The organism is Helicobacter cinaedi PAGU611 (assembly GCF_000284635.1).
In the GTDB taxonomy this organism is placed as follows: Bacteria; Campylobacterota; Campylobacteria; order Campylobacterales; family Helicobacteraceae; genus Helicobacter_C; species Helicobacter_C cinaedi.
Genome location: NC_017761.1, coordinates 1,584,347 through 1,600,688 on the forward strand (window position 1 = coordinate 1,584,347; position 16,342 = coordinate 1,600,688).

The window sequence follows — 16,342 nt, forward strand, 5'->3', positions numbered from 1 at the left end:
TAGCCTAACAGATTCTAAAAAATAGCACAATATTCAGCGATACCCACAAAATGCTTCAAAACAACAAGCAACATTTTAGCTTCTATAAAAGATTAATTTTTGCTTTGTCAATGGAGTTAAAGATTCTAAAAAAGATAAGAATCTAAAAGAGATTTGCAACAAGCAAAAGGCTATCTTGCTTGTTGTGTGATGTTAAAATTTCTTTTTCTTCACATCTTCTAGGATTTGTCCAGCTATATCATCAACAGCCTTAGAAATATCTTCAGCGTGTCGAGTAACCTCAACATTCTTATGCGTTACACCCTCAAGGCTAATCACCGCTTCATTAATCTGTGTAATACCAAGCGTTTGCTCATTAATAGAATCTGCCATTTCATTAATGCTTTGCACCAAGAGGTTTGTATTTGCCTCAATCTCGCCTAAGGATTTTTGTGTCCTTTCAGCGAGTTTCCTTACTTCATCGGCAACGACTGCAAAGCCTCTGCCGTGTTCTCCAGCACGAGCCGCTTCAATCGCAGCATTAAGTGCGAGGAGATTAATTTGATCGGCAATATCACGGATAATACCAATGACATTTTTAATATCATCACCTTGCGAAACCACTTCAGCTGTTCGCTCACGCATACTTTGCATTGATGAAGTAATCTCTTCAATTGCACTTGCTGTTTGCTCCAAGCTACTAGCCTGTGAAGTAGAACCTTGTGCAAGGTGAGAAACCGCCTCTTCTAGCTCACTTGCCCTTTGTGCAAGTGTTTGAGCAAAACCACTTGAAACGCGTAGCATTTGTGCGATCTCTTGCCCCAACACATTTGCTGTAATCTCAACATTACCCTTGGCATCTGGAATAGAATTTGTAAAATCAAGTGTCTTATACTGCTCAAAAATGTCGTGGATAAGATTCATATCTGTCCCCACTCGTCTTTGTAAAACATCAAGAAGTTTATTAAGAATCTCTTGGAGTTTAATCAACTGCGGATTATTTGGTTTAACATTCAGCCTTACACTCAAATCACCCATCTCAACCTTATGCACAGATTCTATGGCTTGTTCAATAGCAATGTTATCAATACGCGTATGCTCCTTAATATCCTCAACGGCGTCATTAATGCGTTTTGCCATTTGCCCTAGCTCATCAGTCTTATTCATATCAATACATTCAACATCATTGGCTTCGTGTTTTAAGAATCTAAAGAAACCTTTCAAGCCTTCATAGATTTTTTTAATATCTCTTTGGATATAGAACTTCACATAGCCAATAACCACAAGATTTACAAGCACCATAACAACAAGTAAGACGATAATAACGCTTTTCTCAACAAAACGCAATTCTGCAAGCAACTCATCATAAGGAGCAAAGTTAAACATCGTCCAATACACACCATTCCAAATTTCAAAATTATAGATGGCAGCTACTCCCTTGTATCCAGCTCTTGAAGTCGTCTCAACAATATCACTTCCAAGCTTATGCGTTGCTTGCAATTCAACAGCCTTTTTCACACCCTCTGTATTATTAATATCTAACAGCTTTGTACCAATCTTATCTTCCTCATAATACATTGTCAAAAGCCCATCATTTCCAAGAAGCAGTCGCACAGAGTGTTCAAACGGATTAGTATTCTTTGCTAGGATCTCATCGCTTAGCTCACTCATATTGATAATAGCCCCTACGACGCCTACGCGTTGCCCTTCGTTATATATAGGAAAAGCCATACTGATTGCTTTAATTTCCTGCTTATCATACACAATTGTCGTGGGGTTAGAGAGCATAATCTCCTCTGTCCCAGTCTTTGTTACAGGCACATTCGCAAAGCCATCTACAAGATTCTTGCCATCTTTTGTCTTTATGTCATTCAGTGAAGCTATCCTTACGCCAGAATCGTGCTCATCAGGGTCATCATCAACAAGCGTAAATCCAGCCCTTGTGCGTTCATCATACGCAGGGTGATCAATCTTAATATATGTTGCCACTATAGCTGGATCATAATCCACTACATACTCAAGTAGCCTACTAAGAGCCACTGAAGACATCGCACTTGCATTGCGTCTTAGATTTGTACCTGCGACTTTTGCCGCCGCCTCAAGTCCAGCTCCTGTAACATTGAATCGTGCCTCTACAGCACGAGCATCATTAAATGCACTTGCATACAAAAATTTCTTTGCTTCTTTCACCATACTATCTTCAATATTACTTGAGACGAGCACCACTGCGCCGACATTACCAACTAATAAAATCAGCGTCAAAAGCCCACTGATTTTATTACCAATACTCAAATTGCGAATGTAAGATAACAAAATGCACTCCTTGAAAATTATGAATTAAATCCGTTTCCGTTTTTGTGAAACATTGAAGCAATATTTTCAACTTTACAATAAACTTCTGCATATTATAATGTTTTTTGGCAAAATCAAGCTAAAGCCCATTACAAAAAAAAAAAAACGCCTTTTTTTACACACAAAACGACTTTTAGTTGTAGGAATGATTATTCCACCCTAAAACAGCCCTTTTTGCTCAATAAATGGAATCTTTAATAGCTCATAAGTCTTAGGTGTGGCGATTCTGCCTTTTGCGGTGCGTTCAAAATACCCATTTGCCAATAAATATGGCTCTATGACATCTTCAATAGTCGCTTCATCTTCGCTCATCGCCGCAGCTATGGTATTTAGCCCAATTGCCCTACCCCTAGATTCAGCTAAAATGGCTAAATAATGCAAATCTAGCTCATCAAAGCCTAGCTCATTAACGCCTAGCTCATTTAACGCATAATGCACACACTCTATATCTATCTCGCTTTGTGAATCTCTCACATCAGCAAAGTCCCTCACTCGCCTTAAAAGCCGCAGAGCAATACGCGGAGTGCCTCTAGAGCGTCTAGCAATCTCATTAGCTCCTTCTTGTGAAAGGCTTTTTGAAAGTTTTTTTGCCGCAGTCTGCACGATAAGAGCGAGTTCCTTTGGCTCATAAAATTGCAGTCTAAAGCTCATACCAAACCTATCACGCAAAGGGTTTGAAAGCATACCCGCACGCGTTGTCGCGCCAATGAGCGTAAAAGGGGCTAAATCAATCTTAAGCGTTTGAGCAGCAGGACCAGAGCCAATGATAATATCAAGCCTAAAATCCTCCATTGCCGGATAGAGAATCTCTTCAATGGCTGGGCTAAGGCGGTGAATCTCATCAATAAATAAAATATCCCCCTCATTGAGATTTGTTAAAATTGCTGCTAAATCGCCGGATTTTTCAATCATCGGTGCGGCACTCACCTTGATATTACAGTCCATTTCATAGGCGATAATGTGGCTTAGTGTCGTTTTGCCAAGCCCGGGCGGACCAAAAAAAAGAATATGATCTAAGCATTCATTGCGTCTTTTACTTGCTTCTATAAACACTTTGAGATTCTTTTTTATCTTTTCCTGCCCGACATATTCTTCCCAAACACTTGGGCGTAAAGACAGCTCTTGGCTAGATTCAAAGCTGAATTTTTCAACTTCCACAATACGATTTATTTCAGTGGTTTCTTTTGACTTTTCTAGCGTGATTTTCTCCATTTTCACCCTTAATAGCTTTCATTTTCACTAGGGAATTGCAGGGATTTCACATCTTTAGCGTATGCTCTTATGGCGTCTTTTAGCATTGCTCTGCCATCACAATATGTCCGCACAAATTTTGGCTTAAAGGCTGAAAAAAAGCCAAAAGCATCACTCCATACTAGAATCTGCCCATCACACGCATTCCCCGCCCCTATGCCAATGGTAGGCACGGATAAAGCTTTTGTGATTTTTTCTGCCACTTGTGATTTTACCCCTTCAATCAGCACGGAGCAAACCCCCGCTTCCTGCATTGCTAAAGCACACTCTAGTAGCTCTTGAGCTTCTTTTTCACTCTTGCCTTTGACTTTGAATCCCCCATCAAAACGAGCAAACTGCGGCTTTAACCCAATATGTGCTACAACGGCAATGCCCTCTTCACATAACGCCCTAACAATAGGCAATTTTTGTATATCCACTTCAAGTTTAATCGCGTTAGCAGCGGTGTTTTTATAAAACTTAAGCGCATTTTTAAGAGCGAGTTTTTGCGTAGCATAGCTCCCAAAGGGCATATCCGCTAGGATAAAGGAATGCTTCACGCCCCTGCAAACCGCCTTTGTATGATAGAGCATTTCTTCCATACTCGCCCCCAATGTCTCATTCTCCCCACCAAAGCTAAACTTCAAACTATCGCCCACCAAAATAACATCAACTTCAGCATCAAAAATCTCCGCCATTAACGCGTCATAAGCCGTAATTGCCGTAATTTTCTCCACACCTTTTTTTGCTTGTAAATCTGTAATACTCATCTTTTTTTCTAGCATTTTTTATCCTTTTTGGTAGATTCTAATCACCCCAATTTAATAGCACCACCGCACATACAACCATAGCAATGCCTATGTAGCCAAGTGTGCCGAGATTCTCTTTAAAAAATATATAGCCTCCAAGGGCTGTGCCAATAATGCCAATAGCCCCCCAAGTCGCATACGCTGTGCTTAAAGGCAGAATCTGTATCGCCACAGCCAACGCACTAAAAGCCACCCACACCATCACTACACACGCAATCGTATAGCCTTTATGTGTGAAGCTATTTGACTTTTTCAAAAATAAATTTGCCACAATATCAAGCAGTGCTGCTACAAGCACAAACACCAACGCACCCTCTTTTGTGCTAAAAAGCCAAGTCATTTTTCACCCCATTATCTTTTAAATCTCTAGCCGTTGTAGAATCTTTAGCAGCCACAGAATCTTTAGAATCTTCGTGGGCTTTAGCATTTCTTAGCTCCGCAATATTAATAAGAGCAATGCCACAGAGTGAAAGACAAATACCTAAATACTCCTGCCATTTGAGACTTTCCCCAAAGTAGAAAATCCCTATACATACCACACACAACACACCCAAAACTTCCCATAACGCATACGCCACACTAATAGATAATCTTTTAAGCGAAAGAGCCATAAAGTAATATGACAACACAAGCAGTGCATACATCGCTATAAAGCCAAAGATTCTATTGCCAGATTCATCTCCGGCTTTCATAAAGCTTGTGGCTAGCACTTCGGTCAAAATCGCAAAAGTCAGCAAAATATAGGCTTTTTTGAAACTCATTTTTTTTTCCTTTTATGCTTATTGAGTGTAGCGGTAGTGAGTTTAGAATCTGTATTTCGAGCAAACACTACAAAGGCTAAAATCACACTGACAAGGAGCATTACACCGCTTAGAATCTGCCCCATTGACAAGCCAAAAGCATAATAGCCAAGCTGTGAATCTGCCTCTCTGTAATACTCACATACAAATCGTGCTATGGCATAGAAAAATCCATACGCTACAATCAAACTGCCCGGCTTTTTAGCATATCGCCAAACTATAAGCAAAAGCATAAAGACAACAATGCCCTCCATAAATGCTTCAAAAAGCTGACTAGGGTAACGCAACTCGCCATTTACAAGTATGCCTATGCTTCTGCCAAACTCACTTTCATCTACCAAACGCCCAAATAACTCGTGATTAAAGAAATTTCCCAAGCGTCCAAACACATAGCCTAGCGGAATGGAAATAGCCGATAAATCCATAAATATCCAAAATGAAAGCTTTTTAACATAACAAAACAGCAAAGCAGTAAGTAAAAATCCAAACATCGCTCCGTGATAGCTAAAGCCACTAATACCGACAAAAACGCCATTGTAGTAGGGGTTAAAAATCTCCCAAGGTTGTGTAAGGTATTCCCACCTGTGCGGAGAGTAAATCAGCACATAGCCTAATCTCCCACCTAAAATCACGCCAATCTCTACCCAAATAAAAAATGAATCTAAGCTCTCTTGCGTAATAGGAAAGCGTGTATTGTTATACTTCACAAATGCCTTAGCAATAAGCAAGGCTATAAGCATTGCCCCAACATACATAATGCCATACCAATGCACATTTATGCCAAAAAGCTCAAAGGCTATGGGATCAATATACTCATAGATTCTATTCCAAGTGCTATACTCTTGCATTACACCTCCATAATCTTAATCTTAAACTCATCTACCATATCAATTTCTTCAAAAAACATAAACAATCGCAAGTCATCAACAACAATTTCTATGGGTATCCTATCCACACTCCTTAGTTTAAACAAAAAACCAAGCACATAAGAATTAATCGGGTAAGCTTGAACAAAATAGATTCTTAAAATACTTTCAGCGCTAAGCAGAATCTCTGGCAAAAGATTTTCTAGCTCAATTTTAAAAGTCAAAAACGCATCATAAGTCTTAAGTTTTCCTGTGCTACGCACCATTTGTAAGTCATTGATTGTTTCAAGATGCAACGCCATATCACTCCTTTTTTACAAGGCGTGATTATAGCAGAGTTTATTTTTAAGAGATTAAATAAGGCTAGGAATGAATGTCTCAAACTCTTTGTAATCGTGTGTTGATGGTATTTGTAAAGGATTATTTCCTTACACAAAAACCTTTTATATTTCCACACACAAAGATGAACGCACAAAAGGTGTCTTTGCTCTTTTTATCACAACGCGACTTTTAGCTCCCATAAGATTTAGAATCTTCTTGCCCTTTTTGCCTATTTTTAGTTCATCTCTTTTGTAGCAAGACTTTGGCGTAAATGGATAGCAAGATTCTAGGATAAAATGCGTTGCTCTAACTTTTAGCACACATTCTATATATTTTTTTCTGGCTTTCATATTGTTTTTATATCCATTATAAAGCTGTGTTTTAGATAAGCACAAAATACTATGCTCTATAATATTCCCCACATACTCACATAGCACAAGGGCGATTTTATCCTTGCCTTTTCTTAGAATCTTAATACTATTTACTTTTAAATCTGCTTTAGAATCCGCTACTAAATCTCGCTTCAACCCCCGCTCAACGCCTTGTGGCTGATGATATAGCTTAGATTCTCTCATAATAATATGAGATTCTACCCACGCGATAATTGTATCAATGCTATTAAAATCCGCTTCAAATCTCGCTCTATACACATTAGTCATATGAGGCACTATGTCCTAAACTTCGCCATCGCTCCATCTAGCTCCTCTGCTTTTTGCGACATATCATTGACAACCTTTTGGATATTATGCCCCACACTTTGCGTAGATTCAGAAGATTTAGCAATATCTTGCATCATACTTACCAACTGTTTTGTGCTTTGAGAGATTGAGCTGCTTATCTCTGTCAAACGAATGGAATTTTGCTTTGTAAGCCTTAGCTTTTCGTGCGTATGATGTGCCTCATCAATAAGCGGTGAAGTCTTTTCGGTAATATGTATCATATCTGCCGCACTCTCTTTAATGGTTTGCCCCATATCATCAATGCTTTGGGTTACAAGATTCACATTTGCTACTATTTCATCTAAAGACTTTTGTGTCCTTTCAGCGAGTTTCCTTACTTCATCAGCTACCACCGCAAAGCCTCGTCCGTGCTCCCCTGCACGAGCTGCTTCAATCGCGGCATTGAGAGCTAAAAGATTAGTTTGATCGGCTATGTCATTAATGATTGATAGCACAGATTTAATCTGCTCTGCGTGATTTGTAAGCTCCTCTACACTCTCTAAAATATTTTGCTGACTTTGGGCAGAAGTGATGATAAGCTCAATAGAATCGCTAAGATTCTTAACAAACTCTTCTAAAATACTCTCCGTTTGATTAATATCATCAGTCGTAGCAGTAGCTGAATCTTTAGCCACTTCAAGATTCTCACTCACATTTTGTGCAAGTGAATTAACCCTATCTACAAGCTCAAATTGCTCATCAGAATTGCGTGAAAGCACATTTGACATATCTAGTAATCCCTTGCAAGTATGCGTATTTTCTAGGCTCACGCGTTTGCTTAGAGAAATAGTCTCTTGTATAGTTTGGATAAATTTATTGACATAGTTTGAGGTAAGCCCCACTTCATCTTTGCTTTTAATGGCTAGTCGCTTTGTCAAATCCCCACTACCGCCATCTGTCAAGTCTTTTGCCATATCTCGCAAACGATTAAGCGGTTTAACCAGCTCTTTTTCAAAAAAGACATAAAGCCCAAAGAGTGCTAAAACCCCTGCCACAAGCATTGTGAGTAAAAGATAATTTTCACTCTCATCAATTTGGTCATAAAAGCTTTGCGTTGAGATTTTAAGCTCAAGCACACCTAGCACATCACCTTCTTTAACCTTTCCATCTTGATGACATGCCATACAACCTTCATCTGCAATCAATGGCTTTTGAAACAAAACGCTATGCTGATTGTTTTCATTGAGTTCATCAAGTTTGGGAAGTTTATTTGTAAAAACTTCTTGAATCTTAGGATCATCACTCACAGAATCAGGTAGATTAAATAAATCAATCACGCTTTGGGATTTATAGATTGTTACAGATTCTACACCCGGTATCTTACCCGCATCAGCTAATCCCGTATCAATCATCTCTCTAATCCCCATATTCATACTCATACGCACGGTTTGAAAAATAGAATCTCCAAGCATTTGCGCACTTCTTTTCCCCTCTTTCACCGCCATACTCTCATACCCAGATGAGATGATTTGATACAACACACCAAAACCTATGATAATGAAAACAAAAAGAGTGAAAAGCACTTTAGAGCGAAATGATTGTAGCATTACGACCCCCTTTTATTTTGTGAGATTCTAGGTATCTGTCTTAATTTTTCTCGGCATATTGTAGCACATTTATTTAAGCTAATTTTTTTAATGCCAACTTCACAAGCTCTGATACACTCTGTGCCTCTATGCCTTGAAGTGCCTTTTGAGCATCTGTGTTTTTAAAGCCAAGTGATTGCAAAGCTAGAAGTGCTTCATTCTTTAAGCTATTTTCTTGAGAAAGTTTTCCATCAGCAAGACTTGTATCACTGATAAGACCAGCAAAGAATCCCGCCACATCAACCATAATCTTCCCCGCTCCCTTTGCCCCAATACCCGGGACTTTTTTCAACGCATCGACATCTTTATTGCTAATGATTTTGGCAAACTCCATTGGCGTATAGGTAGATAAAATGGCAAGGGCGACCTTTGGACCCACACCATTAATCTTAATAAGCCGCTCAAAAGTCTGCTTTTCTATCTCCTCTACAAAACCAAAAAGCAAATGTGAATCTTCGCGGATAATTTGTGTGCAGATAATCTTTACTTCCTTGCCACCCTCTCCCCTAAGCTTTGAAGTAGCATTAAGCGACATTTGCACTCCATAAATCACACCACCTACATCAATATCTATCATCATAGGCTCACTTCTTATAATCACTCCCCGCAATCCAACAATCATACTTTTTTCTCTCCTAATAAGAATCTTTGCCTAAATCTATGAACGAACTTCCCGCACAAGCTTCAAACTCTCTTTGTCAATCCCAATATCCACTTCCTCGCCGTGGCTTAAAAGCATAATGTCCTTTACTTCTGGGAAAAAGCTCTCATAGACAATCTCATTGTCATTTTGCCAAGGGGCATCACTTGTGATTTTAGCATTTTGCGTTTGCAAGTCAAGATTCTCTAAAGCCGAGCTAAAATCCTTGCTTTGAGCTTGTAATGTCAGCAAACGCTCTTTTAAATATTTTGTCCTGCGTAAAAGCACCACATATTGTGCCACACTTTCAGTGATACTGCGTTCATTGGGCTTGTTATTTTTCTTATTTTCCTCCATAATATGCTTGATTTTCTCCACAATGGGCTTTGTCTTACGCACCCTTGCCAAGTCCTTGTTTAGCACTGCTAAAAGCATATTCATTTCTTTGATATTACGCTCAATCTGTGCGTTAAAATGCTGCACTTCTTGCTTTGCTTTGAGTGAAGAGCGGGAATTAATGCTGATATGATTTTCTCCTCCGCTCATTACTTTAATATACAAATGCTCCGAAACGCCAATTCTCGTATGGGAATGCAATGAATTAATCGTAATTTTCCTTGCCTCAATGCTCCCGCCATTGGCTTGTTCAATCACAATCTCTTCACCCTCCACATTGCCAAGCTCCAAGCGATTAATGCGAATCTTCTCTCCAACCGCACTGCCCTTATGTATATCAATACTCATCTCATCTGCTTGAATCACAGCACTTTGGTGTGTTTGCCCATTAATCTCAAGCTTTTTTGCCACCACTTTGGCATTTTCTGCCACAGAGCCATAAATTTTTATATCTTGTGCTTCAAGCACAATACTCGCTCCAATCGCATCTTGATTAGGATCAGCACAGGTTACTTCAACAACAAAGCCCTTTTTGTCCCCACCTAGCAATGAGCCACTTTTACGCAAACTCACTTCGGGGAAATTAAAATCAAGTAAAATCCGTAGCTCCCCCTCACCCACAGACACATAGCCATCTTGTGTTGCATAATATAGCACCTCATCTTCTTTCTCTTCTATGCTAAACTCGCTATCCTTGAATCTTAGCTTTTGTATCTTATCATCGCTTTCACTCTCTTGCTTTTTGACATTGATAAAATCTCCCTTAAGATTCCGCCCACTCATTCCAGCTTGATGTTTTAAGCTTATACCTACGAGTTCGCCACTTTTTGCCGCATAGGAAGCAAATTCAATACTTTCACTATGCGTTTTATTCCACTCTTCTTGTAAAATGAATCTAAAACTTGCCTCCATTTCCGGGATAAAACTCGCCTTTGCAATCACAAGGCTTTGTGCAGATTCTAGCACACCACTTATTTGCAGCTGTGAGAAAAGCTCTTTAAGATTTATAATCTCTTGTTTCACTCCGCTATCAAACAACCTAATAACGACATTGTGCATAATCTTTTTTCGTGTAATCTCCTCATAAAGTGCCTGAAAAAAACTCTCATCATTTTTTACTTCTAGCCCCGCCTTAAGATCTAAGCTCAACTCATAGCAATGTGAATCTAGCCTAAGATCAACAAAAGGAGCTAAGTCGTTTTTCCTTAATCCACGCAATGTAATATCATACACCTGCCGTATTTCAAAGTCATTTTTATTATATTCCGCATCATTGCTTAGAATCTTATCTCTCTCTTCAGGGCTTAATGAAGTAAAATCTTTCTTTTTTTCGCCACGATGAAGGGTGTTAATCTGCAAAATATCAAAGCTAATCATTTTTTCTTCAAGTGCATACAACTCACTGATTTTTTTAATCTCCGCACTTACATCAGCACAGCCCTTGACTGATACAGGCTCAAATAATTGCATAACAACCCCCGTAGCTTAAAGTTTGTTTATTGTAGCTATAATTTTACACTTTCAATCTTTAAAAAGGCAAAAATTTGATTAAAAAAGCATTTTTGACAAATAGCAGTGGTATTCTGCTTTCACGCGTAGCTGGTTTGGTGCGTGATTTATGCACGGCAAAGATTCTAGGGGCTGGAGTATATAGTGATATATTTTTTGCCGCCTTTAAATTGCCAAATCTTTTTAGACGCGTCTTTGGAGAGGGGGCTTTCACGCAAAGCTTTTTGCCAAATTTCATTCGTAGTCGCAAAAAAGGTATGTTTGCCCTCATCACTTTTCTTATCTTTGCTTTTGTTATTCTACTCTTATCGCTTTTTGTGGTGTTTTGCAGTGGGCTTGTTACAAAGCTTTTAGCGTGGGGCTTTGATGAAGAGACAATAGAGCTTGCAAAGCCCATTGTGGTGATTAACTTTTGGTATTTGGAACTTGTGTTTATCGTTACTTTTCTCTCATCTCTTTTGCAATACAAAAACTGCTTTTGGGTCAATGCCTATAATACTTCACTTTTAAATATTGCTATGATAGCAGCCCTGCTTTTAGCCCACGATAGGCAGTCTATACAAGTGGTATATATGCTAAGCTATGGCGTGGTGTGCGGTGGAATCTTGCAGATTCTACTGCATTTCTATCCGCTGTATCGTTTGAGATTTTTTAAGCTTTTGTGGGTGGGCGTGATTGAGCTTTGGCAGTGGTGTAAAACAAAAGAGCCAGATTCTAAACTCAAAGCTAAAATCACTCAAATAAAAAGTGAGTTAAAAACCTTTTTTAAGCAGTTTTTCCCCGCTATGTTTGGTAGCTCAACTGCTCAACTTGCCACCTTTACTGATACGCTTTTAGCCTCATTCCTAGCTGCTGGAAGCATTAGCTCACTCTATTATGCAAATAGAATCTTTCAATTCCCCCTAGCCATTTTTGCCATTGCTATATCCACAGCCCTTTTCCCCCTTGTAGCAAAGGCGATTAAAAACAACGAACAAACAAAGGCTTTACAAGCCTTAAAAAAATCATTTTGGTTTTTATGCGTCATTTTATGTGCTTGTGTGGTGGGTGGAGTAATGCTAAGTGAAGAGATTATTAGCCTTTTATATGAATGGGGGAATTTCACAAAAGAAAATACCATAATCGTAGCAGGGGTGTTTAGTGCCTATATGATAGGACTTGTGCCTTTTGGATTAAGTAGAATCTTTTCCCTTTGGCTTTACTCTCATCAAATGCAAGGCAAAGCAGCTAAAATCTCGGCTATCTCCTTACTATGTGGCATCGGCTTTTCACTCATTCTTATGCACCCATTTGGAGCTATGGGCTTGGCATTTTCAGGCAGTTTAAGCGGATTTGTGCTTTTTGTGCTCACCATTAGAATCTTTGGCTTCAAGCAATTCTTAGCTATAATAGCCCACACAAAAGCGTGGCTACTGCTTGTGATAATTTTAAGCGTTGAAGTGCTGATTCTATGGTTTCTTAAGCCCTATATCAGCGACCTCGTCAATGCCATTCATCTTTTTGTAAGGAATAATGTATGATTACCCTTTTTGATAGTATCAAGAAGCAAAAGCTCAAGTTTGAGCCTATATCGCCAAAACAAGTGCGAATCTATGTCTGCGGACCAACGGTGTATGATGACGCACATTTAGGACACGCGCGAAGTTCTATTGCGTTTGATTTATGGCGGAGATTATTTTTATTCCTTGATTTTAAAGTCATATTTGCTAAAAACTTCACTGATATTGATGATAAAATCATTAAAAAATCCTTGCAAAATGGCATAAGTGTGGAAGAAGTAAGTGAGCGATATATTGAGCTGTATTTAAACGATATGCACGCTTTAGGTATCTTGCGTCCCGATCTTGAGCCAAAAGCTACAAGTAATCTACCTCAAATGCACGAAATGATAGAGCAACTTTTGCAAAAAGGCTATGCCTACAAGGGAGAAAATAACGATGTGTATCTAAGCATTGCTAAAGATAAAGCCTACGGCTCACTCTCTCAACGCACCACACACGAGCAGAATCAAAGTCGTATCACAAATGCCAACGACAAACAAGAAGAAAGTGATTTTGCGTTGTGGAAAGGCTACAAGGGGGAAGATGACATTGCTTATGATAGCCCATTTGGCAAAGGGCGTCCGGGTTGGCATATTGAATGCTCGGCAATGATTGAAAAGCACCTTGCCTATGATATGCGTGAAAAACAAGAATATGAGAAGCAGGAATTTGCCATTGATATACACGCAGGTGGGGCGGATTTGCTTTTCCCCCATCACGAAAATGAAGCCTCCCAAACCCGCTGTGCCACAGGGCGAGAACTCGCAAAATATTGGCTACACAATGGCTTTGTGAATATCAATGGCGAAAAAATGAGCAAAAGCCTTGGCAATAGCTTTTTTATCAAAGACGCACTGAAAGTCTATGATGGCGAGATTCTAAGAAATTACCTGCTTGGGGTGCATTACCGCTTGGCGTTAAATTTTAATGAAGAGGACTTATTGCAAAGCAAAAAGAGGCTTGATAAAATCTATCGGCTCAAAAAAAGAATTATGGCAGAACGCATTGCAGATTCTATCCCACAAACAAAAGCCCTAGATTCAACTGAATTAGCCGATCAGCTAGAATCTTTAAACACTCTTAAAACGCATACCAAAAACGCACAAGATTCTTTTATAAAGCCCTTGCTTGAAGCCTTGAGTGATGACTATAACATCTCAAAAGCCCTTAGTATTATTGAAGAAATGCTTTCCATAAGCAATGACTATCTTGATAAAAATCCAAAAGATAAAGCCTATAAACTTGCCATTAGTGGCAACCTTGCGTGTATAGAATATCTGCTTGGGCTCGGGGACAAAGACCCTACTTTATACTTTCAGCTTGGGCTAACAGAGCAAGAAAGGCAAGATATTGAATCTAAGCTACAAGCACGCACAGAAGCTAAAAAACAGAAAAATTATGTCCTTGCTGATAGCATACGCGATGAGCTAAAATCTCAAGGTATCGAGATTATGGATACTCCACAAGGTAGCACTTGGGAGAAAATCTAGCTACATCTCCACAAATGCCAAAGAAGCAGAATCTAAAATATAATGAGCTTGTGAAATGTCTTTGGCAATGCGAGATTTTAACTCGCCTAAATCACTAAAAGTGCGGTTATCGCGGATTTTTTCAATAAAACATACACTTACAGAATCTACACTTATCCTATCTTCTGCCACAAAGTCCTTATCAATGATATGCGTCTCTATGCTAAATGCCCCATCTGTGCTAAGACGATGTCCCACAAAACACACGCTTTTATAGATTCTATTTTGCAACTTTGTGAAACTCGCATATACGCCATTTTGGGGCAAAACATACCTACTAGTTTCTATATTTATAGTCGCATACAGCTGTGTTGAGCCAAGATTCTGCCCTTTTACAACCCTGCCTTGTATATGATAATACCGCCCAAGTAACGCTTTTGCATTTTTCATATCGCCTTGCTTAATGGCTTGTTTTATCACGCTTGAATGCACCACTTGATCTTTGATACAAAATTCCGGCACGATTATCACTTCTCCACCAAACAAATCCGCCAAGTCCTCCGCATTCCACGCCCTATTTTTCCCAAAGCAAAAGTCATAACCCACCACGAGCTTTTCTAACGCCCTAAACTTTTCTTTTAATTTTTTTACAAAATATGCCCCATTCCATTCTTTAATATCGCTAAATTCCACAAAAATCATCTCTTTATCGCAATATAGCTCTTTATCTAGCGTGAGTAGCTCCCCGCCACTTTCAATGCAAAGCACCGCTCCGCTCTCCCCTAAATGCTTAAAAAGCTCCTTGTGAGCCAAGTGCATACCATCAAACTTCCCCAACGCAAGATGAGTAATACGCCTATCTTCTGGCATAGACAAAAAACTCTTCATTCCCTTCCTTTCCACTTACTACACTTTTTTCACTCGCTATAACACTAAAATGTCGCTTTTTTAGATTCTCACAAAACTCATTTGCTGCCTTTTGCCCTAAACTTTTATCCTTTAGCACCCCTTTTTTATTGCGTTTTGCATTTAATCCCACTTCAAATTGTGGCTTAAAAAGCCAAATATACTCTTTTACATTCAATCGTTCAAAACTCTCCATTAGCTTATACAGCGAGATAAAGCTCACATCACACACCATTAAATCAAACTCTCTTTCATCGCTAAAATCTCGTATATCACACTCTTCAAACACACTCACCCGCTCATCTTGTAAAATGCTAGTATGGAGCTGATTTTTCCCTACATCTACGCATACCACAGAATCTATGCCAGATTCCAAAAGCACTTGAGTAAAGCCCCCTGTGCTTGCTCCAATGTCAATAGCTTTTTTATGAAAGAGATATGCCCTATCCCACAGCCCCTTTTGTACTAAAGATTCTATAAATCCCCGCAGTTTATACCCCGCACGAGAAAGCAGCAAATCTTTGGAATCCACACCCACTTCATCATCTTTTTCAAGCAAAAATGAGCCTTTTTTCACCACAGCACCATTGACTTTCACACAGCCAGATTCTATAGCTTCTTTTGCCTTTGTGCGGGAGCTACACAAAGATTTCACATATATATCAAGTCGCATTATTGTGTAAGCTTACTTTCACGCTTTGCATAGCCAAAGTCAAAGCTCATACGCCCCACACCCTTTATCTCCGCAAAAAGCTTCAAAGTATCCCTACCACGCTCTCCTATACGCTTAAAACTCACAAGATAGACATCATTATAAGCAATATCAGGGGTAAAAGTGCCAAGATTCTTAGAATCTAGCTTTTCTATTTTGCTAGATTCTACGCTATTGTAGGCAGTTTTTAAGCTAAATTTCATATTTTTTTCACTTATCTCATCAAGCTTATCATACACTTCTATCAAAAACACCTCGCCACTTGTATTTTCTAGCCACTCTTTATTAACCTCATTGACATATCGGGCTATCATCAAAACCCGCGTGTGATTATCCTGCAAAATTTGAGATTTTCTCATCGCTTGAATCTCACGCTCTTTTATGGATTTTTCATCTTTTGGCTTATAATAGGCTGAAGCGATATGCACAAAATCTTTTTTATAAAAATCACTACACGAAGTAAGCATAAACGCCACGCCCACGCACACCGCAAAAAACTTCACATCT

At 39.1% G+C, this 16,342-nt stretch carries 16 protein-coding genes; 2 read left to right on the forward strand and 14 right to left on the reverse strand.

What is annotated here, in order from left to right; all coding sequences use genetic code 11:
* Positions 1–192: 192 nt before the first annotated feature.
* The 11 genes from HCN_RS12410 to HCN_RS08070 all read right to left on the reverse strand — a co-directional run bounded on the left by HCN_RS12410 (position 193) and on the right by HCN_RS08070 (position 11,168).
* Positions 193–2,172 carry a methyl-accepting chemotaxis protein gene (locus tag HCN_RS12410; RefSeq protein ID WP_373277354.1) on the reverse strand — a complete coding sequence of 660 codons (1,980 nt, stop codon included), beginning with the start codon at positions 2,170–2,172 and terminating at the stop codon, positions 193–195.
* Positions 2,173–2,490: 318 nt separating this feature from the next.
* Complete coding sequence (gene ruvB / locus HCN_RS08025) at positions 2,491–3,543, reverse strand: Holliday junction branch migration DNA helicase RuvB (RefSeq protein ID WP_014667179.1); 1,053 nt, start codon at positions 3,541–3,543, stop codon at positions 2,491–2,493.
* Between the two features lie 8 nt (positions 3,544–3,551).
* A complete protein-coding gene (gene panB / locus HCN_RS08030; protein ID WP_014667595.1) occupies positions 3,552–4,346 on the reverse strand; it encodes a 3-methyl-2-oxobutanoate hydroxymethyltransferase in 795 nt (264 codons plus the stop codon).
* A gap of 22 nt (positions 4,347–4,368) precedes the next feature.
* A complete protein-coding gene (locus HCN_RS08035; protein ID WP_014667180.1) occupies positions 4,369–4,710 on the reverse strand; it encodes a DMT family transporter in 342 nt (113 codons plus the stop codon).
* A complete protein-coding gene (locus tag HCN_RS08040; protein ID WP_002955499.1) occupies positions 4,694–5,131 on the reverse strand; it encodes a DMT family transporter in 438 nt (145 codons plus the stop codon). The genes HCN_RS08035 and HCN_RS08040 overlap by 17 nt, the downstream gene beginning before the upstream one ends.
* Entirely contained in the window at positions 5,128–6,018 is an 891-nt protein-coding gene (lgt, locus tag HCN_RS08045; protein ID WP_014667181.1) for a prolipoprotein diacylglyceryl transferase, read from the reverse strand. The genes HCN_RS08040 and lgt overlap by 4 nt, the downstream gene beginning before the upstream one ends.
* On the reverse strand, positions 6,018–6,338 hold the full coding sequence (locus HCN_RS08050) for a hypothetical protein (RefSeq protein WP_002955501.1): 321 nt from the start codon (positions 6,336–6,338) through the stop codon (positions 6,018–6,020). The genes lgt and HCN_RS08050 overlap by 1 nt, the downstream gene beginning before the upstream one ends.
* Before the next feature lie 141 nt (positions 6,339–6,479).
* Positions 6,480–7,016 (reverse strand): hypothetical protein, encoded by a 537-nt coding sequence (locus HCN_RS08055; RefSeq protein ID WP_014667182.1) that lies wholly within the window; start codon positions 7,014–7,016, stop codon positions 6,480–6,482.
* A gap of 8 nt (positions 7,017–7,024) precedes the next feature.
* Positions 7,025–8,623 carry a methyl-accepting chemotaxis protein gene (locus HCN_RS08060; RefSeq protein WP_014667183.1) on the reverse strand — a complete coding sequence of 533 codons (1,599 nt, stop codon included), beginning with the start codon at positions 8,621–8,623 and terminating at the stop codon, positions 7,025–7,027.
* A gap of 73 nt (positions 8,624–8,696) precedes the next feature.
* A complete protein-coding gene (gene ruvA, locus HCN_RS08065; protein ID WP_002955504.1) occupies positions 8,697–9,284 on the reverse strand; it encodes a Holliday junction branch migration protein RuvA in 588 nt (195 codons plus the stop codon).
* Positions 9,285–9,320: 36 nt separating this feature from the next.
* On the reverse strand, positions 9,321–11,168 hold the full coding sequence (locus HCN_RS08070; RefSeq protein WP_014667184.1) for a hypothetical protein: 1,848 nt from the start codon (positions 11,166–11,168) through the stop codon (positions 9,321–9,323).
* A gap of 74 nt (positions 11,169–11,242) precedes the next feature.
* Between HCN_RS08070 and murJ the strand changes: the two genes are divergently transcribed.
* Positions 11,243–12,727: a murein biosynthesis integral membrane protein MurJ gene (gene murJ / locus HCN_RS08075; protein WP_014667185.1), complete on the forward strand. Its 1,485-nt coding sequence runs from the start codon at positions 11,243–11,245 to the stop codon at positions 12,725–12,727.
* Positions 12,727–14,238, forward strand: coding sequence for a cysteine--tRNA ligase (gene cysS, locus HCN_RS08080; protein WP_172583202.1), 1,512 nt, complete (start codon positions 12,727–12,729; stop codon positions 14,236–14,238). Before murJ ends, cysS begins: the two co-directional genes overlap by 1 nt.
* On the opposite strand, the gene HCN_RS08085 is transcribed toward cysS, so the two are convergent.
* Genes HCN_RS08085 through HCN_RS08095 form a run of 3 tightly spaced genes read right to left on the reverse strand, consistent with a single transcriptional unit; the run spans position 14,239 to position 16,338 of the window.
* On the reverse strand, positions 14,239–15,105 hold the full coding sequence (locus HCN_RS08085; RefSeq protein WP_014667596.1) for a bifunctional riboflavin kinase/FAD synthetase: 867 nt from the start codon (positions 15,103–15,105) through the stop codon (positions 14,239–14,241).
* Positions 15,074–15,796, reverse strand: coding sequence for a 23S rRNA (cytidine-2'-O)-methyltransferase TlyA (gene tlyA, locus HCN_RS08090; protein WP_014667186.1), 723 nt, complete (start codon positions 15,794–15,796; stop codon positions 15,074–15,076). The genes HCN_RS08085 and tlyA overlap by 32 nt, the downstream gene beginning before the upstream one ends.
* The gene (locus HCN_RS08095; protein WP_014667187.1) at positions 15,796–16,338 is read right to left on the reverse strand and encodes a hypothetical protein; all 543 of its coding nucleotides are present in this window, start codon (positions 16,336–16,338) and stop codon (positions 15,796–15,798) included. Before HCN_RS08095 ends, tlyA begins: the two co-directional genes overlap by 1 nt.
* Between the last annotated feature and the right edge of the window lie 4 nt (positions 16,339–16,342).

Bases quoted from the DNA above. Each gene is read 5' to 3' on its own strand.
- HCN_RS08040 (WP_002955499.1), bottom strand. From the start codon at position 5,131: ATGAGTTTCAAAAAAGCCTATATTTTGCTGACTTTTGCGATTTTGACC.
- HCN_RS08070 (WP_014667184.1), bottom strand. From the start codon at position 11,168: ATGCAATTATTTGAGCCTGTATCAGTCAAGGGCTGTGCTGATGTAAGT.
- ruvB (WP_014667179.1), bottom strand. From the start codon at position 3,543: ATGGAGAAAATCACGCTAGAAAAGTCAAAAGAAACCACTGAAATAAAT.
- HCN_RS12410 (WP_373277354.1), bottom strand. From the start codon at position 2,172: ATGGTGAAAGAAGCAAAGAAATTTTTGTATGCAAGTGCATTTAATGAT.
- HCN_RS08060 (WP_014667183.1), bottom strand. From the start codon at position 8,623: ATGCTACAATCATTTCGCTCTAAAGTGCTTTTCACTCTTTTTGTTTTC.
- HCN_RS08050 (WP_002955501.1), bottom strand. From the start codon at position 6,338: ATGGCGTTGCATCTTGAAACAATCAATGACTTACAAATGGTGCGTAGC.
- HCN_RS08035 (WP_014667180.1), bottom strand. From the start codon at position 4,710: ATGACTTGGCTTTTTAGCACAAAAGAGGGTGCGTTGGTGTTTGTGCTT.
- HCN_RS08085 (WP_014667596.1), bottom strand. From the start codon at position 15,105: ATGAAGAGTTTTTTGTCTATGCCAGAAGATAGGCGTATTACTCATCTT.
- tlyA (WP_014667186.1), bottom strand. From the start codon at position 15,796: ATGCGACTTGATATATATGTGAAATCTTTGTGTAGCTCCCGCACAAAG.
- panB (WP_014667595.1), bottom strand. From the start codon at position 4,346: ATGCTAGAAAAAAAGATGAGTATTACAGATTTACAAGCAAAAAAAGGT.
- lgt (WP_014667181.1), bottom strand. From the start codon at position 6,018: ATGCAAGAGTATAGCACTTGGAATAGAATCTATGAGTATATTGATCCC.
- ruvA (WP_002955504.1), bottom strand. From the start codon at position 9,284: ATGATTGTTGGATTGCGGGGAGTGATTATAAGAAGTGAGCCTATGATG.
- HCN_RS08055 (WP_014667182.1), bottom strand. From the start codon at position 7,016: ATGACTAATGTGTATAGAGCGAGATTTGAAGCGGATTTTAATAGCATT.